Raw genomic sequence first — 26,678 nt, forward strand, 5'->3', positions numbered from 1 at the left:
CAACGAAAAACGCGGCCCGACAGGAAGGCTTTGCCTGATAAAAGGACCAACGCCAATGTTTGATCCCGACATATTGGCCCGCGTGCAATTCGCGTTCACCATCTCGTTTCACATCATTTTTCCGTCCTTTACCATTGGACTGGCCAGTTATCTTTTCGTGCTCGAAGCACTTTGGCTGCGCACGCGTGATGACACCTATCTGGCGCTATATAAATTCTGGCTGAAAATCTTTGCGCTGGCCTTTGGCATGGGTGTCGTTTCGGGCATTGTCATGTCCTATCAGTTCGGAACGAACTGGGGACCTTTTTCCGAATTTACCGGCAGCGTGCTGGGCCCGCTTCTGGCCTACGAGGTACTCAGCGCCTTTTTCCTCGAAGCCGGGTTCCTCGGCATCATGCTGTTTGGCCTTAACCGTGTCGGGCCGAAGCTGCATTTCACCGCGACCACGATGGTTGCAATCGGCACATTATTTTCCGCCTTCTGGATTTTGTCGGCCAATAGCTGGATGCAGACACCCACCGGCCATATTATCGAAAATGGTCGGGCTGTTGTGCAAAGCTGGTGGGATGTGATCTTTAATCCAAGCTTCCCCTATCGGCTTGTTCACATGGTTCTGGCGGCATTTCTGACCACCGCCCTTGTGGTTGGTGCGGTGGGTGCGTGGCATCTGCTGCGTGATCGGGAAAACCGCGCCGCACGGATCATGTTTTCCATGGCAATGTGGATGGCCGCCATCGTCGCCCCGATCCAGATCGTGGCCGGTGACATGCACGGGCTTAATACCCTTGAACATCAACCGGCCAAGGTCGCGGCGATGGAGGGCCATTTTGAAACCCAAAATGGTGCGCCGCTGATCCTGTTTGGCTGGCCCGACATGGCAGCAGAGGAAACAAAATACGCCCTCGAAATCCCGAAACTGGGATCAATGATCCTGACCCATGACTGGGATGGCAGGATCACCGGATTAAAGGATTTCGCCCCCGAAGACCGCCCGAATGCGACCATCGTATTCTGGACATTCCGCATCATGGTCGGGCTGGGCGTTTTGATGGCGTTACTTGGTATCGTCAGCCTGTTCGCCCGGTGGCGCAAATCGCTTTATAGCTGTACATGGCTGCATCTCTTTGCCCTGATCATGGGGCCGAGCGGCTTTATCGCCATTCTGGCCGGATGGTTCACCACCGAAATCGGACGTCAGCCATGGGTGGTTTACGGGTTGATGCGCACATCCGAAGCCGGATCGCCCGTCGCCCCGGCGGCGATTGCCGGATCGCTTGCCGCATTCGTCATTGTCTATGCCATCGTGTTCGGGGTTGGCACCGCCTATATCATCCGCGCGATGAACAAGGACCCTCGTTTTGCCCATTCGCCGAAGGGCGAGGTGCTGCGCGCCGGAAGCCGCCCGGTTTCTGATCCCACCATCCCGCAGGCAGGAGAATGATCATGGATTATCAACTGATCTGGGTACTGCTGATTGCGGTTGCCGTTTTCGCCTATGTCACGCTTGATGGTTTTGATCTTGGCATTGGCATTCTGTTTCCGTTCATCAAGGACCCGGCCAAACGCGGCAAGATGATGAATACGGTTGCCCCTGTGTGGGATGGCAATGAAACCTGGCTGGTGCTGGGCGGTGGCGGGCTTTATGCCGCCTTCCCGCTGGCCTATTCATTGCTGATGACCGCGTTTTACATCCCGGTTTTCACCATGCTGCTGGCATTGGTGTTTCGCGGGGTGGCGTTCGAATTCCGGTTCAAAAGCCGAGATCATCAAAAACACTGGGACTTTGCCTTTTCCGCCGGATCCATCATTGCGGCCGCGATGCAGGGTGCAATGCTGGGTGCGTTTATCGAAGGCATTGCCGTTGAAAATGCCAAATTCGTTGGCGGCCCGTTTGACTGGCTAAGCCCGTTTTCGGTGTTCTGCGCGTCCGCCGTCGTGGTTGGCTATGCCCTGCTTGGCACCGGCTGGCTGATCATGAAGATGGAAGGCAATTTTCAGGGGCGTTTGCGCGCCCTTGCCAAACCTGCGGTCATCTGGATGGCGGCCAATCTTGGCGTGGTGTCATTGATGACAAGCTATATCCACCCCGCTTATGCCGCGCGCTGGTTTGATATGCCAAACCTGTTTTTCCTGGCCCCGATCCCGATTGTCACGACCGGTCTGCTTTTCTGGCTTTGGCATGCGGTCAAGCACCGGGAAAAGACGGTATTTGGCATTACACTTGGCATTTTCTTCCTGTGCTATGCCGGGTTTGGCATCACGCTTTATCCCAATATCGTCCCGCCGATGATTGATTTCAGAACGGCCGCCGCCCCCGACAACAGCCTGTCCTTCATGCTGGTCGGTGCTGCCATCCTGATCCCGATCATTCTGGCCTATACCGCCTATGCCTATTGGGTATTCCGGGGCAAGGTCGGGGATGAAGGATATCACTGATGACGGCATTTTCACCCAAACCCAAAACCCGGCGTGTGCTTTGGTTTATCGGGCTTTATGCCGGGGGCATCCTTGTGATCGGGGCTGTGTCGCTTTTGCTCCGCAGCCTGATCACCGGAATTTCATGAAAATATCCGATCACAAATATCGGATTACTCCGTCTACCTGCTGACACTTGTCAGCAACTCCGGCCCGGCAGCAAGGTCCCCCACCCCTGCCGGGCCTTTTCATTCGGGGTCAGTCATTGGCCCAGATAATCGCTATCCGCCACTTTTTCCAGCCAGTCGACCGCCGATCCGTTGACGGATTCCGCAATCGCGATATGCGTCATCGCGGTTTTATCGGTCGCCCCGTGCCAGTGCTTTTCACCCGGTTCGAACCAGACGATATCACCGGGGCGGATTTCCTCGCGCGGTCCGCCTTCGCGCTGCGCCCAGCCAAGGCCGCTTGTGATGATCACGGTCTGGCCCAGCGGATGGGTATGCCATGCGGTGCGCGCGCCCGGTTCAAACGTCACAATGGCCCCGCCAACACGGGCAGGATCGGAGGTCTGAAACGGGCTGTCGATCCGAACCGTACCGGTAAAGTAATCCGGCGATCCCTTGGTCGATGGTTTTGATGCGTTGCGCTGGATGTTCATGGTGATCCTTCGGCTTTGTTTCGTGGTGCACTTTACTGATTGTGCACCCGCCGGATCAGCAATGCCAAGCGTTCGATCCCGTCGCGGATGCGCCCCACCTTTTCTGTCGCGAAGCTGAGCCGTGCGGTATTACGACCAGTATGGTCACATAAAAAGGCCTGACCGGGGACGAAGGCGACCTTGGCCTCGTGCAGGGCCTGTTCCAGCAATTGGCGACTATCGATATTTTCCGGCAGGGTCAGCCAGATGAACATGCCGCCTTCGGGTCTTGTATAGGACACGGTTTCGGGCATGAATTCATCCAATGCCGCCAGCATCGTGTCGCGTTTGGCACGATAGGCATTGCGGATGGTATCAAGATGCCCCGGAAACAGTTTGCCCGCCGCACGAAGGGCGATTTCCTGATTGATGGTCGATACATGCAGATCACCGGCCTGCTTCATCAGAACCAGCCGTTCAATCACCGGACGTGGCGCACAGACCCAGCCAATCCGAAGGGCCGGCACCAGCGTTTTGGAAAAAGTGCCAAACTGAATAACGGTTCCGGCCTCTGGATCGCCATTGGTTTCATCAAGGGCAAGCAACGATGGCAAAACGTCGCCTTCGTAGGACAGCTTGCAATAGGCCGCGTCTTCAAGAATGACCGCACCATATTTGCGGGCGATTTCAAGAACGGCCAGACGCCGTTCAAGACTATAGGACCGCCCGGTCGGGTTCTGGAAGTCGGGTGCCAGATAGGCAATGCGCGCACCACCTTCAAAGGCTACTTCGAGTTCGGCAATCACCGGGCCATCATCATCCATATTCACCCCGACATAGGTCGGACGGCGCATGGAAAAGGCCTGCATCGCACCAAGGTAACTTGGCTTTTCTACGACGATTTCGCGGCCCGGCTCCAGCAACAAACGGGCGAGCATATCAAGCCCCTGCTGCGCGCCACAGGTAATCAGGATGTTATCAATCCCGCGCACTGCCCCGCTGGTGGCCAGATCATCGACAATCCATTGGCGCAGGGCCGGCAGACCTTCGCTGATGGAATATTGCAGGCTTTTGCGACCGGCAACCTCGTCGGTCGTCAGATCACCATAGATGGCATTGAAATCGGCCAGCGGGAAAAGCGACGGATCGGGCACGCCCCCGGCAAAGGAAATGATTTCCGGCCGGTCGGCCACTTTAAGCAGATCACGGATTTCGGAGGCGGTAAGCGCACGGGCATCGCGAACGATCAGGTCATTCCATTGGACAGTCATGGGGCTTCTCTTTAGGTCAGTGTTGTTGCCATTATTTGGCAAGGAAGACTGACCTAAATCAAGTTTATTTTTCCAGGGGCATCAATTTTGAAATAAAATTACCCAACCACATTTCATCCACCCGCATGTAATTCCGTTTCCATCCCCCTATCCCGCACCACCTGCCGGGCGGTTTTTGGCACGATGTATCCAATAATCAATCAACAATGCCAAACCGTTCCAAAGGTTATCATGACCGAATATGCAAAGTTTCAGCCTTGGCTCGACTGGCTTGATCAGCGTTACGATGAAACGCTTGATCGCCTGAAATCGTGGTCGGCAATCAATAGCGGCACGGGCAATATCGACGGCCTTGACCGGATGCGCGATGTCATTCTGGATGCCTTTGCCGAACTTGATGCCAAAACCGCCATCATCGACCTGCCCGATAGCGAAGCGGTCGCCGCCGATGGCAGCATCGCACCCGTACGCTATGGCAAGCTTCTGCATTTTTCCAAACGGCCACAGGCCCCGGTTCGGGTTTTGCTGTGCATTCATTATGACACGGTCTTTGCCATCGACAGCCCGTTTCAAACCCAGCGCCTGATTGATGAAAACACCTTGAACGGGCCGGGCGTTGCCGATGCCAAGGGCGGCATCCTGACGATCCTCAATGCCCTAAGCGCACTGGAACGAAGCCCGTTTGCGGGTGGCATCGGCTGGGACGTGATCCTGAACCCGGACGAAGAAACCGGCTCCATCGGATCGGCCCCCTTTTTGGCCGAACACGCCCGCGCAGCCGATTTCGGCATGCTGTATGAACCGGCCTTGGAGGACGGCACCCTTGCCGGGGCACGCAAGGGATCGGGCAATTTTTCCGTCCGGATCAAGGGGCGCGCCGCCCACGCGGGCCGTGAATTTCATGCCGGGCGCAGTGCGATGGTCGCGGCCAGTGACTGCGTCATGCGCCTTGATCAGCTTAACGGCAAGGTTGGCGAAACCACATTCAATATCGGCAAGATCGATGGCGGCGGGCCAGTCAATGTTGTGCCTGATAATGCCGTTGTGCGCTTTAACGTTCGGGTTTCAAACCATGACGAACGCCATCAGGCCGAAAATGAAATTGCCGACGTCATTGCTGCGATCAATCAGCGCGACGGCATCACCGCCGAACTGCATGGCCAGTTTGGCCGCGCGCCAAAACCAATGGCTGGCAGGACCAAGGCCCTTTTTGAATGGGTGCGCGAGCTCAGTCATGACCTTGATCTTGATATCGCATGGAAACCCACCGGGGGCTGTTGCGATGGCAATAATCTGGCCGAGGCCGGGTTGCCCAATATCGATACCCTTGGGGTGCGCGGCGGCCTGATCCATTCCGATCAGGAATTTGTGAAGCTCGACAGTTTGATCGAACGGGCAAAACTTTCGGCTCTGATCCTGATGAAAGCCGGTTCCGGTGATTTACCCGACGCATTGAAAAAGACGGAGATATAAAATCATGATGCGCGTCCGCCCCGCCCGTATGAGCGACCTTGACCGGCTGGTTGATCTGGCATCCTCCGCCAGCAAGGGGTTAACCACCCTTCCGGCCAATCGTGACGTGCTCGAAGCCCGCATTGTCGAAAGTATCGAGGCCTTCGGGGCCGATATCGACGACCCCGGTGGTGAAAGCTATTTCATGGTTCTCGAAGATACCGCCAATGGCAAGGTCGCGGGCACCTGCGCGATCTATGCCGGGGTCGGGTTATCAAAGGCCTTCTATAACTACAAAATCCTGAAACTGACGCAGTATTCGCATGAACTGAATGTCACCGTGACATCGCGCCTGCTGACCCTTGTGAACGATTATCAGGGTGCTACCGAGGTGGGCACACTTTACCTTGATCCCGATTATCGCAAGGACGGCAACGGGCAGCTTCTGGCGCGGTCGCGATATCTGTTGATGGGGTGCTTCAAGGAACGGTTTTCGGAAATGGTCATGGCCGAAATGCGCGGCTGGCAGGATGAAAACGGTAAATCACCACTTTGGGAGGCATTGGGATCGCATTTCTTCAATATCCCGTTCCCCGATGCCGATTACATTTCCGGGATCGGCAATAACCAATTCATTGCCGATCTGATGCCGAAATACCCGATCTATATCGAAATGCTGCCCAAGGCCGCCCAGGATGTGATCGGCAAAACCCACGATGAAACGCGCCCGGCGCTGAACCTTTTGAAAAAGGAAGGTTTCCGGTTTTCAAATGCGGTCGATATTTTTGACGGCGGGCCATGCGTTGATGTCCGGCTTGATGACATCCGCACCATCCGTCATTCCAAAATCGCCACCATCCGCAAAATCGTTGATCGAAGCCCCGCCATGGAACGCCACCTTGCCTGCACACTGGAACTTTCCGGGTATCAGGCAAGCTGGCTTTACATGAATGTTGTGAATGGCACGCATGTCGATCTGGACCGCGATCAGGCCGAAATCCTTGGTCTGCGCGCTGGCGATCAGATCCGTTTTGTCACCGATTAAGCATCAGGAGCAGGCATCATGACCCAGAAATCAAATCCCGCCCTGTTCATCAATGGCACATGGCAAACCGGCAATGGCAAAGCACTGCACGCCGAAAACCCGGCCAATGGCGATATCATCTGGCAGGGAAATTCCGCCAGCGGTGACGATGTTAACACCGCGATCATGGCGGCACGAAATGCCTTTCCGGCATGGGCAAAACGCGACCTCAGTGAACGGATCGAAATCCTTGAACGGTTTGCCGGGCTTCTCAACGATCACAAGGACGCACTGGCACACACCATCAGCCGTGACGCCGGAAAACCGCATTGGGAGGCCCTGACCGAAGTCAGTGCAATGGCGGGCAAGATCGCGATTTCGATCAAGGCATATCACGACCGCACCGGCACGCGCCAAGGTGACGCACCGGGCGGCGGACAGGCAGTTTTGCGCCACAAGCCGCACGGGGTGGTTGCTGTCTTTGGTCCCTATAACTTTCCCGGCCATTTGCCGAACGGCCATATCGTCCCGGCGCTTCTGGCGGGCAATTGCGTGGTATTCAAACCATCCGAACTGACCCCGCTTGTCGCCGGGGAAACCGTAAAGCTTTGGCAACGGGCCGGATTGCCGGGCGGGGTTCTGAACCTTGTGCAGGGCGAACGCGATACCGGCATTGCCTTGGCACAGCATCCCGGTATCGACGGGCTGTTCTTTACCGGCAGTGTGCCGACCGGACGCCATTTGCATCATGCCTTTGCCGGGCAGATGGACAAAATTCTGGCGCTTGAATTGGGCGGAAATAATCCGCTTGTGATCTGGGACGCCGCTGATCTCGATGCCGTGGCGCATCATACCGTCATGTCGGCCTTTATCACGGCGGGGCAGCGTTGCACGTGCGCGCGCCGCCTGATCGTGCCATCCGGCGCACGGGGCAGGGCGATGATCGCCGCGATCAATGACTATTGCGACAGGCTGATCGTTGGCGCACCGGATGATGATCCCGAACCCTTTATGGGGCCGGTGATTTCCAACCGGGCGGCAGATGGCCTTATGGCGGCACAGGCGAAACTTGTTGCCGATGGTGCCAAAATCATCCGCGAAATGACGCGCCCCGATCCTGCCCGCCCGTTTCTGACACCGGGCCTGATTGACGTGACCGATGTGAAGGATCGCGCGGACGAGGAACTGTTTGGCCCGATCCTGCAAATCATCCGGGTCGATAGTTTTGACGATGCGATCTTTGAAGCCAACAATACCCGTTTTGGGCTTGCCGCCGGGTTGCTGTGCGATGATGCCGCACTTTGGCAACGCTTCATCCATGAAAGCCGCGCCGGGATCGTCAACTGGAACAAGCAACTGACCGGCGCATCTAGTAGCGCCCCGTTTGGCGGCATCGGCGAAAGCGGCAACCACCGCCCGTCGGCCTATTACGCCGCCGATTACTGCGCATGGCCGGTCGCAACCCTTCAGACCGACAAACTGGTCGCCCCCGATGCCGCCCCCAAAGGAGTACGCCCATGACCCGATACGCCATCGAAGCCAATTTTGACGGTCTGGTCGGGCCAACGCATAATTATGCCGGGTTAAGCTTTGGCAATGTCGCATCGACAAGCAACGCCAGCACCCATTCCAATCCGAAATCCGCCGCCCTTCAGGGCCTGACCAAGATGAAGGCCCTGCATGACATGGGCTTTGTTCAGGGCGTGTTGCCACCCCATGAACGCCCGCATATCAAGACCCTGCGCGATGTTTTCGGCTTTTGTGGGTCGGATGGTGATGTTCTGGCGTCCGCCTGGAAAACCAACCCGAACCTTGTTCTGGCGGTATCATCGGCATCCCCGATGTGGACGGCCAATGCCGCAACCGTCTCGCCCAGTGGCGATACAGGCGATGGCAAGGTGCATTTCACCCCGGCCAATCTGTGCGCCATGTTCCACCGGTCGATCGAACATCCGGTGACCGGGCGCGCACTTGCCGCGACATTCGCCAATCCAGATCATTTCGCCCATCATGCCGCCCTGCCCGGCACGGACCATATGGGGGACGAGGGGGCGGCCAACCACACCCGTTTTTGTGGCGATTACGGCGCGCGCGGGGTCGAATTTTTTGTCTATGGCCGTCATGCTTTTGATCCGGGCAAAACCCGGCCAAACCGTTATCCGGCGCGCCAGACGTTCGAAGCCAGCAGCGCGATTACCCGCCGTCATGGCCTGTCAGAAAATGGTGTCGTCTATGCGCAGCAAAACCCCGACCTGATTGATGCCGGGGTCTTTCATAATGACGTGATTTCGGTCGGCAATGCCAATGTGCTGTTCCATTACGAGAACGCCTTTGTCGACACGCCCGCCGTCATCGACGACATCCGGCGCAAGATGGACGGCATTGCCGATTTCACCAGTATCGAGGTGCCCAAAAGTGCCGTGCCGCTTTCCGACGTGATCAAAAGCTACCTGTTCAATTCACAGCTTTTGCGCCTGCCGGAAAATGGTCAGATGATGCTGATCCTGCCGACCGAGGCCGAAGAAACCATATCGGTTCGCGATTACCTTTATGACCTGATCGGCAAGGGCACCACACCAATCAGACAGATCAAGTTTTTCGATCTGCGCCAAAGCATGCGCAATGGCGGTGGGCCTGCCTGTTTGCGGCTGCGCGTCGCCCTGACAGAGGATGAACTTGCCGCCACCAACCCGCAATGCCTGATCGACGATCAACGCTTTGCCGAACTGACCGGCTGGGTCGAAAAACATTATCGCGACCGCCTGAGTGCGGATGATTTCCGCGATCCAAATCTTCTGAACGAAGTCCGGACAGCTCTTGATGAGCTGACGCAACTTCTCGACCTTGGCCCGATTTACGATTTCCAGCGATAGATGAAATAGCGAAGGCGCAGGCAAGTGCGCTTTCGCTATTTCAATTCGCCCAGAGTTACGACCATTTCCTGCTCGTTTTCGCGGCCTTCGCTGCCCGATACCCCGGCCCTGAAAACCAGAAGATCAATGCCGCCTTCTGCTTCCGACTTTACCTGCACGGTAAATTTGACGGTGACTTCGATCACTGAGCTGCTCAGATCACCGACAGTCGGATCATTGGCGATCCGAAAACTTGGCGGTAAAAACACTGCCCCCGCAAGACCGTCGCCAACGCCCAGCATGCTGCTGACAATCGCATCGGCAACCGGATGTTTTTCAAGGGCCACGGTCACATCTGTTCGGATTGCCGTTTCGCAGATTTCGGCAAGATCGCCATCGGTCAGCGTCGCGGCATCATCCGCCTGCAAAGCTATTTTGTAAATTCGGCTGGCAACGGAACTCTGTTCCCCCGAAAGATTTGCCGAAACAGGTACAAAGCTGAACACGCCACCGGCTTCTCCACCAACAGAAGATGATTTCGCCGTCGCCAGTGTTACTTTCGCACTTAATGGTTTGCGCCCATGCCACGGCAAATCGTCCGCCTGACAGATGTCTGCAATTCTTAAAATGTTCTCGGCAATCTGCAACGACACCCGCAATTTTTTCAGCACATCCGAAACAGCCTTTTGTTCCGTTGTGTTTTTGACAACCGGAACAGAAAGCTTGTCTATAGTGGCTCCCGTCGCACAACCAGAAAGAAAAGCAACCATCCCCAAGACCAAAAATTTTCTCATCTTCCCCTCGCCAAAACTCAACCCTTGATTGTTTTTATCATAAAATCAGATGATGAAGACAAACCGTTTTCTGAAATCAGCATTCTTCACCGTCGGGAAGCGCTGCTTCGAAATTTAATACCGGACCAATCGTGGCAGAATACCGGGAACAACAAGCTTCACGCCCCACACAAAGCCCCGGAGACCTGCCATGTCGACCATTTATGATACCGAACTCCTTAAAAGATCGGATGCGGCCAATATCCTGCATCCGGCATCCGTGGTTGCCGATGTGTCAAACAACGGCCCGGTCCGCATTTTTGTTAAGGGCAAGGGCGCGTTCATTACCGATACCGACGGCAATAGAATGCTGGACGGGGTTGGCGGGCTTTGGTGCATGAATATCGGCTATGGCCGGACCGAGATCGGCGATGCGATGAAGGCCGCATCCGATCAGATGGGCTATTTCCATACCTTTGCCGGGGCATCCAACCCGGCCCAGATCGAACTGGCCGAAAAGCTGGTGGCAAAAATGCCCGGTCACATCACCAAGGTGTTCTTTGGCAGTTCCGGGTCGGATGCCAACGACACATTGATGAAGATCGTCTGGTATTATAACGGGCTTCGCGGCAAGCCGGAAAAACGCAAGATCATCGCCCGCAAGCAGGCCTATCACGGCACTACCATTGCCACCGCCAGCCTGACCGGGCTTGCATCGTTTCATCGCAATTTCGGCCTGCCGATCCCCGAAGTCAAACACACCTCGCTACCGCATTATTACCGCGAAGCCAAACCCGGCGAGAGCGAGGAACAGTTTTCCTCCCGGCTGGCAAACGAGCTTGAATCCCTGATCATCGCCGAAGGTCCGGAAACGGTCGGTGCCTTCATTGCAGAGCCGATCATGGGTGCCGGTGGCGTCATCACCCCGCCCAAGGGCTATTTCAAGGCCGTTCAGTCGGTTCTGAAAAAGCACGACATCCTGTTCATCTGTGACGAGGTTGTTTGTGGTTACGGCCGCACCGGCCACTGGTTCGGTCATCAGCTTTATGACATTCGCCCCGATATGATCGCCACCGCCAAGGGCCTGACCAGCGGCTATTTCCCGATGTCAGCAGCCTTCATCAGCGATGATATCTGGAAAGTCCTGCGCGACGGATCGGCGACCCTTGGCGCATTTGCCCATGGCTTTACCTATTCCGGCCATCCGGTGGGATCGGCTGTCGCACTGGCGAACCTTGCGATCATCGAAGGCGAAAATCTGGTCGCGAATTCCGCAGAAACCGGTGCCTATCTGCATGCGCAGCTTAACGATACCTTTGGCCATCACGCTCATATCGGCGAAATCCGCGGTGTCGGCCTTCTGGGTGCCTTGCAACTGATGGCGGACCGGGACACAAAAACCGGGTTCGATCTGAAACACAAGATCGCCGCGCGCTGTGCGGCGGCAATTGGAAACCACGGCGTAATTGTCCGCCCGCTTCCAACCGCCGACAGCCTGGCATTTTCCCCGCCCCTGACGCTTGACCGGCGCGAAGCCGACCAGATGGTCGATGCCATCAAAAAGGGCATTGATCAGGTGATGGGCGAACTGAGCACCGAGGAACGCAAGGGCATGGCTGCCTGATTTTCGAAACGCCCCAAATCCTGCCCACTTGCCCGACCGGAATACTGGTCGGGCCGTTTTTTTATGTGTAAGGTGGCGCAAACAAGATAACGGCGACCCGATGATCAAGATCGACGAGATCAACCTTAAAATCCTGCGCGCCCTTCAGGCCAATGCAAAGCTGACCAATCTTGCCCTGTCAAAGCTGGTGGGACTAAGCCCGAGCCCGTGCCTTGACCGGGTCAAAAAGCTTGAAAAAGAAGCGGTCGTGAAACGCTATCGCGCGGTACTTGATATCGAAAAAATCTGCCCGCATGTCCGGGTCTTTGCCGAGGTCACACTGACCGGCAAGACCGCCGCCGATTACAAACGGTTTGCCGACGCGGCCAAAACCATCCCCGAAGTCGTTGCCGCCTACCGGATTTCAGGACCGTATGATTATATGCTGTGCCTCGTCTGTCGCGATGTGCAGCATTATCATTCCCTGTCCGAGGAAATGATCCACGGCAACCTTGGCATTACCAAATTCATCGGTCATGTCGCCTTGGCCCAGACCAAGGCATTCAGGGGCTATCCGGTTTAAGGTCAGAGCGTCATCAATCACAAAGAAAACACCCAAAGAACATATTTCCTTTGTACTAGAAAATATCTGGATATCTTTTTTGTGTGATTTGGATAGAACGCGCTTGCATCAAAGCCGTTTCCATATTACCCATCAAAGCAACGTGAAATACATTTATAAACACAAATTTTGTGTTATTTGCCACAGTTTTGATTGATCGGCAGGAACGAGAATGCAGCCTAATCTGACCCATCTCCGCCAGCTTGAGGCCGAGAGTATTCACATTATCCGCGAAGTTGCGGCGTCGTTCGAACGGCCGGTGATGCTTTATTCCATCGGCAAGGATTCGTCGGTTTTGCTGCATCTGGCGCGCAAGGCATTTTACCCGGCCCCGCCGCCCTTCCCGTTGATGCATGTCGATACCACGTGGAAATTCCGCGAAATGATCGAATTTCGCGACAAGGTGGCGGCGGAATATGGGTTTGAGCTAATTGTTCATATCAATCAGGACGGCGTTGATCAGGGCATCGGCCCCTTCACCCACGGATCAAGCCTGCATACTGACGTCATGAAAACCCAATCGCTGAAACAGGCGCTGAACAAATACAAGTTCGATGCAGCCTTTGGCGGGGCGCGGCGTGACGAGGAAAAGGCACGCGCCAAGGAACGCGTGTTTTCGTTCCGCACCGAAACCCATCGCTGGGATCCGAAAAACCAGCGCCCGGAATTGTGGGACATTTACAACGCACGGATCAACAAGGGCGAAAGCATTCGCGCCTTCCCGATCTCGAACTGGACCGAGCTTGATATCTGGCAATATATCTATCTCGAACAGATCCCGATTGTGCCGCTGTATTATTCGGCCAAACGCCCGGTTGTTGAACGTGACGGTATGCTGATCATGGTTGATGACGACCGCATGCCGCTTAATCCGGGTGAAAAGCCGGAAATGAAATCGGTGCGTTTCAGAACGCTTGGCTGCTATCCGCTGACCGGTGCGGTTGAGTCCGAAGCCGCCACCCTGCCCGAGATTATCCAGGAAATGCTGCTGACCCGCTCAAGCGAACGACAGGGGCGCATGATCGACCATGATCAGGCCGGTTCAATGGAAAAGAAAAAGCAGGAAGGCTACTTCTAATGGCGCATCAATCCGACCTGATTGCCGATGACATTCTCGGCTACCTGAAATCCCAGGAAGAAAAAAGCCTGCTGCGCTTCATCACGTGTGGCAGCGTTGATGATGGCAAATCGACCCTGATTGGCCGTCTGCTTTGGGATTCCAAACTGATCTTCGAGGATCAGCTTGCCGCCCTTGAATCTGATAGCCGCAAGGTCGGCACCCAAGGCGGCGAAATTGATTTCGCCCTGCTGCTGGACGGGCTTCAGGCCGAACGCGAACAGGGCATCACGATTGATGTTGCCTATCGGTTCTTTTCGACCGACAAACGCAAATTCATCGTCGCCGACACCCCCGGCCATGAACAATATACCCGTAACATGGCAACCGGCGCCTCGACCGCCGATGTCGCCGTAATCCTGATCGATGCGCGCAAAGGCATTCTGACACAGACACGCCGCCACAGCTTCATCACCTCGCTTTTGGGTATCAAGCATGTGGTGCTCGCCGTGAACAAGATGGACCTGATCGACTATGATCAGGACAAATTCGACACCATTGTTGCCGACTACAAGGAATTCGCCAAAGACCTTGGCTATAGCTCGATCACGCCAATCCCGTTATCGGCCCTTCGCGGCGATAACATGATCGAAGCCAGCCCGAATACCCCGTGGTACGAAGGCCCGACCCTTCTTGCGCATCTTGAAACCGTTCAGGTCGAACAGGATGCGATTGAAAAGCCGTTCCGCCTTCCGGTGCAGTGGGTCAACCGCCCGAACCTTGATTTCCGGGGTTTTTCCGGCACCATCGCATCGGGCATCATCAAGCCGGGCGATGCGATTGCCGTCACCGCCTCGGGTCAGACCAGCAAGGTCAGGGAAATCGTCACCTTTGACGGCAACCTCGATCAGGCATTCGCCGGTCAGGCCGTCACCCTGACCCTCGAAGATGAAATCGACATTTCGCGTGGCGATGTTCTGGCCCGCCTGGATGAACGTCCGGAATTTGCCGACCAGTTCGAAGCCCGCATCATCTGGATGCACGAAGATCATCTTCTGCCCGGCCGCCCCTATATCATCAAGATGGGCGCACAGGTCACCAACGCGCAGATCAGCGACCTGAAATACAAGGTCAATGTCAACACGCTGGAACATATCGCCGGCAAGACGCTGGAACTGAACGAAGTCGGCATTGCCAATATCGCAACCGACAAGGCACTGGCCTTTGATCCCTATGATGACAACCGCCATTCGGGCCGGTTCATCATCATCGACCGTTATTCCAACGCCACCGTTGGTGCGGGCATGGTCAACCATTCGCTTCGCCGTGCGACCAACGTCAAATGGCAGGAAATGGACATCAACAAACAGGCGCGTGCCTATCAGAAAGGTCAGAAATCAGCCGTTCTGTGGTTCACGGGTCTTTCGGGTGCCGGGAAATCGACCATCGCCAACCTGGTCGAGAAAAAGCTGCATGCCATGGGCAAGCACACCTACACCCTTGATGGTGACAATGTCCGTCACGGATTGAACAAGGACCTTGGCTTTACCGATGCCGACCGGGTGGAAAACATCCGCCGTGTGGGTGAAACCGCCAAGCTGTTTGTCGATGCCGGGATCATCACGCTGGTATCCTTCATCTCGCCGTTCAAAAGCGAACGCCAGTTTGCGCGTAGCCTTGTCGAAGATGGCGAGTTCATCGAGGTCTTTATCGACACCCCGATTGAAGTCTGCGAACAGCGCGACGTGAAAGGCCTTTATAAAAAGGCCCGCGAAGGCAAGATCGCCAATTTCACCGGGATCGACAGCCCGTATGAAGCACCGGAAAACGCCGAGATCACGGTCAACACATCTGATCAAACCGCCGAACAGGCAGCAGAGATCATCGTTGCCAAGCTCGAAGAATTCGGCGTTCTGGGTGCGTGGTATCCTGAAATCTGATCATCAGACGTCCATAATTCACCTGCAAAACCCGATGCTCCTGACATCGGGTTTTGTTTTGGCGCAATGACTTGAACCGTTCCTGACATTTTCCCGGTCTTTGCTGCTTGACTCCTGTTCCGTCCTGACCACATAAAAAGAACAAATCAGGAACTTACATCATGTCGGACAGACGTCTTCATCTTGCCCGTGCTGCGTTGCAACGGGCCGAAAAACAATGGAAAGGACAGGTTGCCTGCCTGCCCGGCGGGACGGATCGGATCATGCGCCGTGCCTTTGGCGGGGTCGATCTTGCACATCATATCAGCATCGGGGGCATTGCCCCGGTGGGTCTGCATGAAATCATCTGCGGTCATGATGATACCGCCGCCTCCATTCTGGCATGGTATCTGGCACGACTTTCCATCGGGGATCAAACAGGCAAAAGCCTGTTTTGGATTCGACAACGGCGCGCGATTGACCAAGGCGGGCTTTATCCGCTTGCGCTGCCAGCGACGGATATGCCGGTCATGATGGTGGTTGATCGGCAGGCCACCGCCCTTTGGACCTGCGAGGAAGCGGCAAAATCCGGACAGATCGTCAGCATAATTGTCGAAACCACGGATTATGACCTGACTGCGGCACGCCGCCTGCAACTAGCCTGCGAAGCCGGACATACGCGCCTGATTGCGATCCGGCATATGCGGTCCGATGGCAAAACCACCGCATCAAGCGCGCATACGCGGTGGCGGATAACGCCGGAAGCAGCGAAACATTCAACAACAGGCAACCGACACATACTCAGCCTGATCGGGGGACGCGGGGTTCGACCGGGCAGCTGGAGAATGCAAATTGATGCAACAACGTTTTCTTTATCTGTGGCTGACGCACTGGAAAACAGATTGCCACCGGATCGATATGCCTGAAACCGGGGATGATACCCCGCAAACCGCACCATCCCCGCAACGGGAACCGGTCGTGATCACGCGTGCTGATCACAAGGGCGTGCTTGTCTGCGGCAGCAACAAGGCAGCACAATCACGCGGGCTGGCACCGGGCATGCGCCTTGCCGAAGCACGCAGCATATACCCGGCTTTGCGCGACCTTCCCGAACAGCCCGATCTTTATGAACGCCATCTGGCGCGTTTGATCCGCGCGATGGACCGATACAGCCCGTGGGTTGCCCGCGACCGGTTCTTGCAGGAAGCCGATCATAACCATACAGGTGATGCAGGATTGTGGCTTGAAATTACCGGCGGCAGTCACCTTTTTGGTGGCGAAAGTGCGCTTCTGGCGCTGGTTCTGCGCGATGTCAAATCACGTGGTTATGCTGGCCGTGCCGCCATTGCCGATACGGCAGGTGCGGCATGGGGGGCGGCACGATGCCACCCTGCTGCCTTGGCTGATCAACGGATTTTAAGCCTGCCGCGCGATCATGATATTGCCGCCGGTTTTCCGATATCCGCCCTGCGTCTGGCCGAACAGACACGTGTCACCCTGTTTCGGCTGGGGCTTAAACATCTGGGCGACATCACCCCGATGCCGCGTGCCAATATCACCACGCGCTTGGGGCCCGAAGTTTTGCAACGGCTTGATCAGTTTTATGGACGTCTGCCCGAACATCTGAATTTCAATTTGCCAGATCGGCCATGGCTGATCCTGCGCAGCTTTGGCGAACCGCTGGGCGATGCGGCCAATCTGGCGATTACGGTTGAAAGCATGGTAACGGAACTCTGCAACAATCTGGCGCAGGAAAATCTGGGTCTGCGCCGCATTATCCTGCGCTGTGTAAGGGTTGACGGGCATACCCATACCATCACACTTGGTACCGGAAGCCCGTGCCAGTCCGCCCAGCATGTGTTGCGATTGCTGTCTGAAAAAATGCCCGGTGTCGATACTGGTTTTGGCATCGAACAGGTGATTGTCTACGCCCCGTGGGTCGAACATGTGGCCTTTCGCCAGTCGCGCCTTGACCAGCAACAGGAAGAAACCACCGACCAGATTGCCCTTGCCCAGTTGATCGACCGGATTTCCCACCACCTCGGCCCGCGCGACATGCTGTTTCACCCCGGCCACCACGCCAGCCACTTGCCTGAACAGGCTTCTGTGCGACAGGCCGTTAACGCCCGGACATATCCGGCCAGACGCACCGACATGACATTGCCCAAACGCCCGGCACGCCTGATCGACCCGCCCGAACCGGTCGAAATCCTTGCGCGCGACACCAATGGCACGCCAAGCCGCCTGCGCTGGCGCAAAATGGCGGTCGACATCATCCATGCCGAAGGACCCGAACGGATTTGCCCGGAATGGTGGCAATGCCTTGATCAGGATGAATATGCCCTATCCCCCAAGACGCGGGATTATTTCCGCATCCGCGATCAGGCAGGCCGATTGTTATGGGCCTTTCGCACCGGCCCAACCGGGCAGGATATCTGGTCCATCCATGGATTATTCGGGGACTGACATGACCGATTTCCCCCTTCAGCAATCGGCACCTGCCTATGCCGAATTACAGGTCAGCAGCAATTTTTCCTTCCTGCGCGGGGCCTCCCACGCCGAGGAACTGGTTCTTATGGCCGCAACCAAGGGACTGCATGCTATTGCGATAACCGACTGCAACACCTTGGCCGGGGTCGTGCGTGGCCACACCGCACATCAGCCCCACAGGGACCGGCTGAATTATATTGTCGGCTGTCGGCTTGATCCCGTCGATGGTCCGTCGCTGTTATGTTATCCGACGGACCGCATGGCCTATGCCCGGTTATGCCGGTTACTGACCCTTGGCAAACGCCGCGCGCCAAAGGGCGAATGCGAAATTTATCTGGCCGATATCAGAAGTCATGCCGACGGATTGCTCTTCATCGCGGTCCCGCCACAAGTCCCCGATGACACCTTTCGCACGCAGCTGATCGACCTTAAACGCCATTTATCGGGCCAGCTTTGGCTTGCCATCGGTCGGTTCATGGACGGGTTTGATAGCGAACGGCTGGCCTTTACCGAGGCGGTCGAGGCAGAACTTGCCATCCCCGCAGTTGTCACCAATGACGTGCACATGCATGTCCGCTCGCGCAAACCGTTGCAGGATGTCCTGACCTGCATCCGCCATCATTGCCGGATCGAGGATGCCGGATATCGGCTGTTTCCCAATGGCGAACGCCATATCAAAAGCCCGCAGGACATGGCGAAACTTTTCCCGACCCATCCCGAATGGCTGGCTCGCACGATTGAAATCGCCGATCAATGTCGGTTTTCCTTATCCGAATTACGCTATGAATATCCCGATGAAAATGACGGATCGGGCGAAGGCACGCAGGAACGCCTGACCCGCCTGACATGGGAAGGCGCGCATAAACGCTATCCCGACGGCATTCCCGACAAGGTCCGGGGATTGATTGAGGCCGAACTCAAACTGATCGACGAACTGGGCTACGCTCCCTATTTCCTGACGGTGCATGACATTGTCGCCTTTGCCAGATCGCAAAACATTCTGTGTCAGGGACGCGGATCGGCCGCCAATTCATCGGTCTGTTTCTGTCTGCATGTCACATCGGTCGACCCGGCCAAAGTGGAACTTCTGTTTTCGCGCTTCATCAGCAACGCACGGAACGAACCGCCCGACATCGATGTCGATTTCGAACATGAACGCCGCGAAGAGGTGATCCAGCATATCTATCAACGTTATGGCCGGGAACGGGCCGGATTGACGGCAACCGTGATTTCATACCGGTCGCGAAGCGCCATCCGCGATGTCGGCAAGGTGTTCGGCCTGCCCGAAGACACCATTATCAAACTGACCAAAACCATCTGGGGATCGGGCAGCAAGGGCGCGCATGATGAAATGATGCGCCAGTCGGGCATTCATCCAGATGAACCGCGTCTGAAAGCCGTTCTTGATCTGGCAGGCGAACTGACCGGGTTCCCCCGCCATCTGTCCCAGCATGTCGGTGGCTTTGTCATCACTCGTGGCCCGTTATGCGAACTGTCCCCGATTGCCAATGCCGCGATGGAGGACCGCACCACCATCGAATGGGACAAGGACGATATCGATGCGCTGGGCATCCTCAAGGTCGATGTGCTTGCCCTTGGAATGCTAAGCTGTATTCGCAAGGCATTCGATGAATTGAGAAACCACAAGAATATCGATCATGATCTGGCAACCCTTCCCAAGGAAGACGGGCGGGTTTACGACATGCTGGAAAAAGCCGACAGCATCGGCACATTTCAGGTCGAATCTCGCGCGCAAATGAGCATGCTTCCACGATTAAAGCCGCGCAGCATCTATGACCTGACCATTCAGGTTGCCATTGTCCGTCCCGGCCCGATCCAGGGCGGCATGGTCCATCCCTTCCTGCAACGGCGCATGGGGCGCGAAAAGGTCGATTACCCGTCAAAGGAACTCGAAGCCGTTTTAAAGCGCACCTGTGGCGTGCCGCTGTTTCAGGAACAGGCCATGCAGATTGCCATCGTGGCTGCCGGCTATACTGGCGGTGAGGCCGATGAATTGCGCCGTGCCATGGCAACCTTTCGCCGCACGGGAACGATTGGCGCGCATCGCGACAAATTCATCAATGGCATGCTGAAAAACGGATATGCCGCCGAGTTTGCAGAACGCTGCTTCAAACAGATCGAAGGCTTCGCCGATTACGGCTTTCCCGAAAGCCATGCAGCCAGTTTTGCCATCCTTGCCTATGCGTCATCATGGCTTAAATGCCATCATCCCGATGTGTTTTTATGCGCCCTTCTGAACGCGCAACCGATGGGGTTTTATGCCCCGGCGCAACTGGTTGCGGATGCCAAAAATCATGGTGTCCGAGTGCTTGAAATCGATATCAATCACAGTTTCTGGGACAATCATCTGGAACGGGAACTGGGCCGCGCCAGCGGTCATCTTTCCGTCCGGCTGGGCTTCCGCCAGACCAAGGGGTTCGGGCAGTTCGATGCCCTGTCCCTGATCGCAAACCGCCCGACCGGCGGATTTCAGGATATCTTTCTGATGGCGCGCCAGACCGGGCTATCACCCGCCGCGCTTGAAAAACTGGCCGAAGCCGATGCGTTTGGCTCCCTTGGCCTGTCCCGGCGCGAAGCGTTGTGGGCCGTCCGCCGGTTTGGCAAGGGGCGCAAGGCCCCGGCGGCCCTGCCCCTGTTTGAAGCTGCCCAGAATTTCAACCACAATATGGGCGTTTCCGCCGAATTCGGGCCCGAAGCCCCGGTCAACTTGCCAATCATGGGACCGGGCGAAGAAATCATCGAAGATTACGCAAGCCTGCGGCTGTCGCTTAAGGGGCATCCAATATCGATGCTGCGCGATGCCCTGTCCGCAGCCGGGGTGTGCAAGGCGACCGATCTGGTCAATTTCAAGAATAACGAACGGATCAACCATGCAGGACTTGCCATTGTCCGCCAACGGCCCGGCACGGCATCGGGGGTTGTTTTCATCACCCTTGAGGATGAAACAGGCATCACAAATCTTGTGGTCTGGAGCAAGGTAATGGAACAGTTCCGCCGCGAGGTAATGACCGCAACCGTCCTTGGCGTATCAGGCAAGCTTCAACGCGAAGATGGTGTCACCCACATCATCGCCGATAAACTGGTCGACCTGTCGGGGATGCTGCAAAGCCTGACAGATAACACCCGCATTGCACGCGCCAATAACGCCCATCCCCGCAACCTGCGCTGGGCCACACCCGCAGCAGGACCATCCGATCAAACCAGCCCCGTCCCCCAAAACCTTGATCAACTTGAACAACGCCACGGCAAACAGCAAAACACATCACGCCTTAAGGTCGATAGCCACGATTTCCATTAATCCCTCAAACGAAAACACCCCGGCATTTGCACCGGGGTGTTTTGCAAAAGGCCGACATGATCGATCAATCTTTATCAATGTTCTGCCATGCGTCATAGGCGGCAACAACCGTTGCCATCTGCGCAGTATGGGCCGCGATGAAGGCATCGCCATAGATCGTTTCATCGGGATATTCGGTAATCAGGGTCAGCGGCACGTCATGACGATCATCAATGGAAATCATACACGGGAAACCATTGATGATCCGAAAACCGGTTTCACCGGCATGAATGCGATACAGATCAATCTGTGCCGCGTTGAATGCCAGAAGCCCCGGAATGGCGGCAAGTTTTCGGGTGACCTGATCGATAAAGTTTTCCGCCCGTTCCGACCATTCATCATGATGACGCATGATCAGGAAGAACCCCTTTGGCAGGGTCCACATGCCAAACCCGCGCGGAACATATCCCGAAAGCGGCCGGGTCCATTCATGGCAGGGATAGCCATGCAGATTGACATGCAGGCTTGCCCCGCTGATGGCACGCGCCCGTACCCGGATTTCCTTTTCATAAAGGCCATCACCGCTGCGATATTCCATGTCATCGCCAAGCGCTGTATAGCGCGCCGCGTGATGCATATGGAACGGGTTATCAACAATCAGGCGCTGATGAAGGGCATAACCATCCGGATTTTCCAGCGGTGAAATCGTGAAATGTGCCCCATCACGTTTCGCCAACTCCAACGCCCCGCGAAGCGCGCCCGCAACACCGGAAATCTCGTTGGGATGCTGCCCGCCACTGATCATGACCGGCAAATCCGTCCCCTTGTGATAGCGCGCATTCAAAACACGCCCGGACCGCGACGTCGCATGGAATTCTTCGCCGCTGATCCCGTCAAGCTCTGCGCGGATTTGCGCAACCGTCAATGGGCGGGTGGCGTGATCAATCTGTTGCATCTCACCCGCTGTCTCGTCTTTTGACAGGGGGCGTAACTCAACCGTGACCCGGGCGTCACCATCACCGGATACCTGACGGATTTCCGGGACGATCTGCCCCGGCTGCAATCCGCGATCACCCAGCGGGCGGCCCGATTTGACCTGAAAATATTCCAGCAGCGAGAAATAGAAATCCTCGTGCAGGGCTTCATGCAGGCTCAGAACCTCGTGACCATGGGCGATCTTCTGATCATGCCCCGGCAGATCAACCGAGATATTCAGTTCTTCGAAATAAGGTTCCTGATCGCCCCAGTCATAATCGGCAATGGCCGCCATGGTTTGGGCAAAAAGCGCCTCATATTCGGTTTCAGTCCGTTCATCGCGGACAATCTGACCATCGGCATCGATAATCCGCACCCAGCCGGTCGGCGACAGGTGGGTTTCATCAACCACATCCTGATGCACCCGGTTTGGCGCAAAAACTTCGTGACGGGTTTCAACCCCATCTGATCCGCGCAGGATCACATCATAGGTACAATCGCAACGATCCGATGCCTCAAACGTGATCAAGGCTGGCGTAACCAGGGCCGCCAAGGGATAGGTTTCAAGCAGGAAGCGATTATCCGCCGCATTTTGATGGCGCGGATAACGCACCGTGATATTGGCAATGCCTGATTTTGCCTGATCAATATCTTCAAGGAAGAAATGCAAAAGCGGCTTATAGGAACTACGAATGCGCGCCTTGATCCCCTGCTGGGCCAACTTTGCCTCGGCCGCGGCGCGGGTTTGGGCATCGTTAAACAACCATGCCTCAATAAGCTGTCCGGGGCGGGCGGCCTTGACGATTTCATCAATCAGGTTTGGAAGGGTCGGCGCAAAGGTGGTGGCGAAAATCTGTGTCATTTGGACGTCCTGCCTGTGGGGTCAAGGCTATCGCGCAGCCAGTCGCCCAGAAGGTTCAGGCCAAGCACGGTCAAAAGAATGGCAAGCCCGGGGAAAACCGATACCCACCAGGCATTCTGCAAATAGGTCCGCCCATCGGCCAGCATCCCGCCCCAGCTTGGGATCAGGGGGTCAACCCCCAGCCCAAGGAAGGTCAGGCTGCTTTCAAGCAGGATGTTGGTCGCAACATTAAGCGTCATCAGAACAATCACCGGCCCGATCAGGTTGGGCAGAAGGTGACGGAACAAGATATGAATATCGCGCACGCCAATCGCCTTGGCCGACTGGATGAATTCCCGATCCCGTAGTGACAGAACCGATCCCCGCACCAGACGGGCATATTGCACCCATTGCGCAATGATCAGCAGAATGATCATGTTGGTCAGTCCACCGCCGATGATCGCGATAAAGGTGATCGCCAGCAAAATGAACGGCAATGCAAGCTGCACATCGGCAAAGCGCATCACGATCATGTCCCAGAAACCGCGATAATATCCCGATATCAGGCCCATGATCACACCAATGACAACCGCCCCTGCAACGGAAAGCAACCCAACCTGAAGCGATATTTTGCCGCCTGAAACCACACGTGCCAACACATCACGCCCGAGCGGATCGGTGCCAAAAATATGATCGGCATTGGTAAACGGCGCGATCAGGCGGGCCGAAAGATCAATCTTGTCCGCGCCGCCAGGAAACAGCAGATCGGAAAACACGACCAGAAAACAGATGCCACCGGTCAGAACAGCACCCAGAACGAATTCAAGATTTTTAAAACGCGCAAACCGCGCCTTGGTTGCAGTGGTCGCCATGGGGTTACTCCGTCCGGATACGTGGATCAATCAGGCCATAGGCAATGTCGACAAGCAGGTTCACCCCGACAATCATGATCGACAGAACCGTAATCACAGCCTGTAAAACCGGATAATCACGTGCACCAACGGCCTCAAAGGCCAGCGTGCCCATTCCCGGCCAGTTAAACACCAGCTCAACGACAACAATCCCGCCCAGAAGGTTGCCAAACTGCAAACCGAAATAGGTAACAAGCGGGATCGCACAGTTGCGAAGCGCGTGTTTATACAGCACGACATTCTCGCTAAGCCCCTTGGCGCGCGCGACCATGATGTATTGCGACTGAAGGGTTTCCAGCATCGAGGTCCGCACAAGCCGCACATTGGTCGCGGTCAGGATCACCCCCATGGTGATGGCTGGCATGATGAAGTTCTCAATACCCGTCATGCCACTTGGCGGCAGAAGCCGGAAAGTAATCGACAGCAACAGCACCAGCATGATCGCCAGCCAGAAATTCGGGAATGACAACCCGACCAGCGACAGGATGCGAATGACCTGATCGGGCCATTTGCCACGCGAAATGGCCGCCTTGATCCCCAGAGGGATCGAAATCACGATGGATACGAACATCGATGCAAACGCCAGCATCAGGGTAGCGGGCAATGCATTGCCAATCAGGGTGGAAACCTGCGTTCCACCAAGGAAGGATCTACCGAAATCAAGGCTGAAAAGCCCCAGCATGAAATCGGCATACTGAACAAAAAATGGCTGGTTCAAACCAAGGGATTCACGAATACGTGCAAGGTCTTCCTCGGTGATGCTGCCGGCCCCCTGGCTTAGCATCAGCGCCGGGTCACCCGTCAAACGGATGGCAAACGAGACAATCAATGTCACCGCGACGACCACGAAAATCGCCTGCAAAAGGCGTTTGATCAGAAAACCAGCCAAAACACTTGTCCTTTAAAGAAATAGGCATGAAAGCCGCCCGGCATCTGTCCGGGCGGCTTTCGTTTCACATCAGTCGACAGTCACTTCCGTCAGGCGCAGACGGCTGTCGGGAACCGGGGTGAAATTCTTGACGCGCTTGGAAACCCCAAAGATCGCATTGAGGTTATAAAGCGGCATTTCCAGCGCGCGATCAGCGGTGTAATGCGCAATCGACTGCAGGATTTCTTCACGTTTGGCACGGTCGGTAATCGCACGCTGGGATTCCAGCAGCTTGTCGAGTTCCGGATCGCTGTCATACGGGTTCCACTTTTCGCCCGTGTGATACATGAAGTAAGCGGTGTTATCATAATCAAGCGTCCAGCCGCCCCACGACTGCTGGAACATCGCACCGGTTTTACCCGCCGGAATGATGTCATTAAGCAGAACGTTGGTTTCATAAGGCTTGATCGTAGCGTTCAGGCCAATCACCTGAAGGTAGCTGGCAACGGCCTGGGCAACTTCGTTAAAGGTTGCGTCATTGCCGCGAATGTCGATCTGGATTTTCGTACCCGGTGCAACACCGGCTTCTTTCAGAAGCGCCTGTGCCTTGGCCGGATCATACGGCAACGGTTTCATCGACGGATCGTTACCAAACGACAATTCACCCTGGAAACTTGCAATCGGCGCTGCCTGACCACCAAGGATCGAGTCAATGATCGCCTGACGATCCACACCGTAAATCATCGCCTTACGGACTTTTTCATCCGCCGTGATGCCATTGCCGGTATTAAAGCGCAGGGCATAAACCGTAGGGCTTACGGTGGTGACGATATCGATATTTTCGTCTTCCTGAATGGTCGGGATCATGCCAATCGGAATGGTCGGCGGAATGACAAGGTCAACATTCCCGGCCTGAAGTTCCGCAACCGCGGTCGACGGTTCACTGATGAAGCGATACTTGATGGTCGAAAGTTTCGGCGCACCGCCCCAATGATCAGCATAGGCTTCAAGTGTCAGACCAACTTTCGGCTCATAGGAAACCATTTTGAACGGACCGGTGCCGATCGGATGGGCGTTGAAATAATCTTCGCCTTTTTCCGCGATATATTTCGGCGGAACAATCATCGCACCATAACCGGCAAGCTTGGTCAGAAGCACCGGATCCGGCTGGGTCAGATGCATGTCGACGGTGTTTTCGTCAATAACTTCGACCGATTTGATCGCAGCATAGTTTGACCGCTGTGGCCCTTTTTTGCCTTCATCACCCATCAGGCGATCAAAGGTGAATTTGACCGCTTCGGCATTGAACGGTTCGCCATTCTGGAAGGTCACGCCTTCACGCAGATGGAAACGGATGCGCGTGCCGCCATCAAATTCTTCCCATGATGACGCAAGCCCCGGAACCAGTTTGGCATCCGGTCCGCGATAGGTCAGACCGTCATAAATATTGGTCGCAACCGACGACCAGTTGACCAGAAACGTATCGACCGGGTCCCAGCTACCGGGGTCCTGTGGTGATGAAATGGTCAAGGTGCCTTCGGCATATGCCGGCGCAGTTGCCATCAGACCGCCCGCAAAGGCAAGAGCCATCAGCGCACTGCGCATTCCCTGTTTTTTCGTCATGTTATTTTTTCTCCGTTGTTGGTGGCTTGGCGCGAGGGGAGACA

At 55.8% G+C, this 26,678-nt stretch carries 21 protein-coding genes; 14 read left to right on the top strand and 7 right to left on the bottom strand.

Going from position 1 to position 26,678, the window contains the following annotated elements:
* Positions 1-55: 55 nt before the first annotated feature.
* From P8T57_RS02745 to P8T57_RS02755, 3 genes are read left to right on the top strand one after another with little or no spacing between them, the layout of a single operon-like run.
* A complete protein-coding gene (locus tag P8T57_RS02745; protein ID WP_341364495.1) occupies positions 56-1,441 on the top strand; it encodes a cytochrome ubiquinol oxidase subunit I in 1,386 nt (461 codons plus the stop codon).
* Positions 1,438-2,436, top strand: a complete 999-nt coding sequence (gene cydB / locus P8T57_RS02750) for a cytochrome d ubiquinol oxidase subunit II (protein ID WP_037990801.1) — start codon at positions 1,438-1,440, stop codon at positions 2,434-2,436. Before P8T57_RS02745 ends, cydB begins: the two co-directional genes overlap by 4 nt.
* Positions 2,436-2,564, top strand: a complete 129-nt coding sequence (locus P8T57_RS02755) for a DUF2474 family protein (RefSeq protein ID WP_040059893.1) — start codon at positions 2,436-2,438, stop codon at positions 2,562-2,564. Before cydB ends, P8T57_RS02755 begins: the two co-directional genes overlap by 1 nt.
* A gap of 113 nt (positions 2,565-2,677) precedes the next feature.
* Here P8T57_RS02755 and P8T57_RS02760 read toward each other — a convergent pair whose 3' ends face one another.
* Positions 2,678-3,076: a cupin domain-containing protein gene (locus P8T57_RS02760; RefSeq protein WP_341364496.1), complete on the bottom strand. Its 399-nt coding sequence runs from the start codon at positions 3,074-3,076 to the stop codon at positions 2,678-2,680.
* A gap of 32 nt (positions 3,077-3,108) precedes the next feature.
* Positions 3,109-4,326, bottom strand: coding sequence for a PLP-dependent aminotransferase family protein (locus P8T57_RS02765; RefSeq protein ID WP_341364497.1), 1,218 nt, complete (start codon positions 4,324-4,326; stop codon positions 3,109-3,111).
* Between the two features lie 231 nt (positions 4,327-4,557).
* Here P8T57_RS02765 and P8T57_RS02770 point away from each other — a divergent pair, with 231 nt between their 5' ends.
* Genes P8T57_RS02770 through astB form a run of 4 tightly spaced genes read left to right on the top strand, consistent with a single transcriptional unit; the run spans position 4,558 to position 9,675 of the window.
* The gene (locus P8T57_RS02770; RefSeq protein WP_341364498.1) at positions 4,558-5,799 is read left to right on the top strand and encodes a hydrolase; all 1,242 of its coding nucleotides are present in this window, start codon (positions 4,558-4,560) and stop codon (positions 5,797-5,799) included.
* Positions 5,800-5,803: 4 nt separating this feature from the next.
* A complete protein-coding gene (locus tag P8T57_RS02775; protein WP_114093937.1) occupies positions 5,804-6,823 on the top strand; it encodes an arginine N-succinyltransferase in 1,020 nt (339 codons plus the stop codon).
* An 18-nt stretch (positions 6,824-6,841) separates the two neighbouring features.
* On the top strand, positions 6,842-8,323 hold the full coding sequence (gene astD / locus P8T57_RS02780; RefSeq protein ID WP_341364499.1) for a succinylglutamate-semialdehyde dehydrogenase: 1,482 nt from the start codon (positions 6,842-6,844) through the stop codon (positions 8,321-8,323).
* Positions 8,320-9,675, top strand: coding sequence for an N-succinylarginine dihydrolase (astB, locus tag P8T57_RS02785; protein WP_341364500.1), 1,356 nt, complete (start codon positions 8,320-8,322; stop codon positions 9,673-9,675). Before astD ends, astB begins: the two co-directional genes overlap by 4 nt.
* 35 nt (positions 9,676-9,710) lie before the next feature.
* On the opposite strand, the gene P8T57_RS02790 is transcribed toward astB, so the two are convergent.
* On the bottom strand, positions 9,711-10,325 hold the full coding sequence (locus P8T57_RS02790; RefSeq protein ID WP_341364501.1) for a hypothetical protein: 615 nt from the start codon (positions 10,323-10,325) through the stop codon (positions 9,711-9,713).
* Between the two features lie 313 nt (positions 10,326-10,638).
* Here P8T57_RS02790 and P8T57_RS02795 point away from each other — a divergent pair, with 313 nt between their 5' ends.
* From P8T57_RS02795 to P8T57_RS02825, 7 genes are all read left to right on the top strand, one after another.
* Positions 10,639-12,051: an aminotransferase gene (locus tag P8T57_RS02795; protein WP_341364502.1), complete on the top strand. Its 1,413-nt coding sequence runs from the start codon at positions 10,639-10,641 to the stop codon at positions 12,049-12,051.
* Positions 12,052-12,151: 100 nt separating this feature from the next.
* A complete protein-coding gene (locus P8T57_RS02800; RefSeq protein ID WP_037990814.1) occupies positions 12,152-12,613 on the top strand; it encodes an Lrp/AsnC family transcriptional regulator in 462 nt (153 codons plus the stop codon).
* Positions 12,614-12,836: 223 nt separating this feature from the next.
* Positions 12,837-13,730, top strand: a complete 894-nt coding sequence (gene cysD, locus P8T57_RS02805; protein WP_240478829.1) for a sulfate adenylyltransferase subunit CysD — start codon at positions 12,837-12,839, stop codon at positions 13,728-13,730.
* Positions 13,730-15,649 carry a sulfate adenylyltransferase subunit CysN gene (cysN, locus tag P8T57_RS02810; RefSeq protein ID WP_341364503.1) on the top strand — a complete coding sequence of 640 codons (1,920 nt, stop codon included), beginning with the start codon at positions 13,730-13,732 and terminating at the stop codon, positions 15,647-15,649. The genes cysD and cysN overlap by 1 nt, the downstream gene beginning before the upstream one ends.
* Positions 15,650-15,810: 161 nt before the next feature.
* Positions 15,811-16,554, top strand: coding sequence for a protein ImuA (locus tag P8T57_RS02815; protein WP_341364504.1), 744 nt, complete (start codon positions 15,811-15,813; stop codon positions 16,552-16,554).
* Entirely contained in the window at positions 16,484-18,094 is a 1,611-nt protein-coding gene (locus tag P8T57_RS02820) for a DNA polymerase Y family protein (RefSeq protein WP_341364505.1), read from the top strand. The genes P8T57_RS02815 and P8T57_RS02820 overlap by 71 nt, the downstream gene beginning before the upstream one ends.
* 1 nt (position 18,095) lies before the next feature.
* The gene (locus P8T57_RS02825) at positions 18,096-21,437 is read left to right on the top strand and encodes an error-prone DNA polymerase (protein WP_341364506.1); all 3,342 of its coding nucleotides are present in this window, start codon (positions 18,096-18,098) and stop codon (positions 21,435-21,437) included.
* 64 nt (positions 21,438-21,501) lie between these two features.
* Here P8T57_RS02825 and P8T57_RS02830 read toward each other — a convergent pair whose 3' ends face one another.
* The 4 genes from P8T57_RS02830 to P8T57_RS02845 all read right to left on the bottom strand — a co-directional run bounded on the left by P8T57_RS02830 (position 21,502) and on the right by P8T57_RS02845 (position 26,634).
* Complete coding sequence (locus tag P8T57_RS02830) at positions 21,502-23,253, bottom strand: M14 family metallopeptidase (protein WP_341364507.1); 1,752 nt, start codon at positions 23,251-23,253, stop codon at positions 21,502-21,504.
* Positions 23,250-24,104, bottom strand: coding sequence for an ABC transporter permease (locus tag P8T57_RS02835; protein ID WP_007091389.1), 855 nt, complete (start codon positions 24,102-24,104; stop codon positions 23,250-23,252). The genes P8T57_RS02830 and P8T57_RS02835 overlap by 4 nt, the downstream gene beginning before the upstream one ends.
* Positions 24,105-24,108: 4 nt before the next feature.
* On the bottom strand, positions 24,109-25,032 hold the full coding sequence (locus P8T57_RS02840) for an ABC transporter permease (protein WP_007091388.1): 924 nt from the start codon (positions 25,030-25,032) through the stop codon (positions 24,109-24,111).
* 69 nt (positions 25,033-25,101) lie between these two features.
* Positions 25,102-26,634 (bottom strand): ABC transporter substrate-binding protein, encoded by a 1,533-nt coding sequence (locus tag P8T57_RS02845; RefSeq protein WP_007091387.1) that lies wholly within the window; start codon positions 26,632-26,634, stop codon positions 25,102-25,104.
* Between the last annotated feature and the right edge of the window lie 44 nt (positions 26,635-26,678).

Source organism: Thalassospira sp. SN3W (genome assembly GCF_038070535.1).
In the GTDB taxonomy this organism is placed as follows: Bacteria; Pseudomonadota; Alphaproteobacteria; order Rhodospirillales; family Thalassospiraceae; genus Thalassospira; species Thalassospira xiamenensis.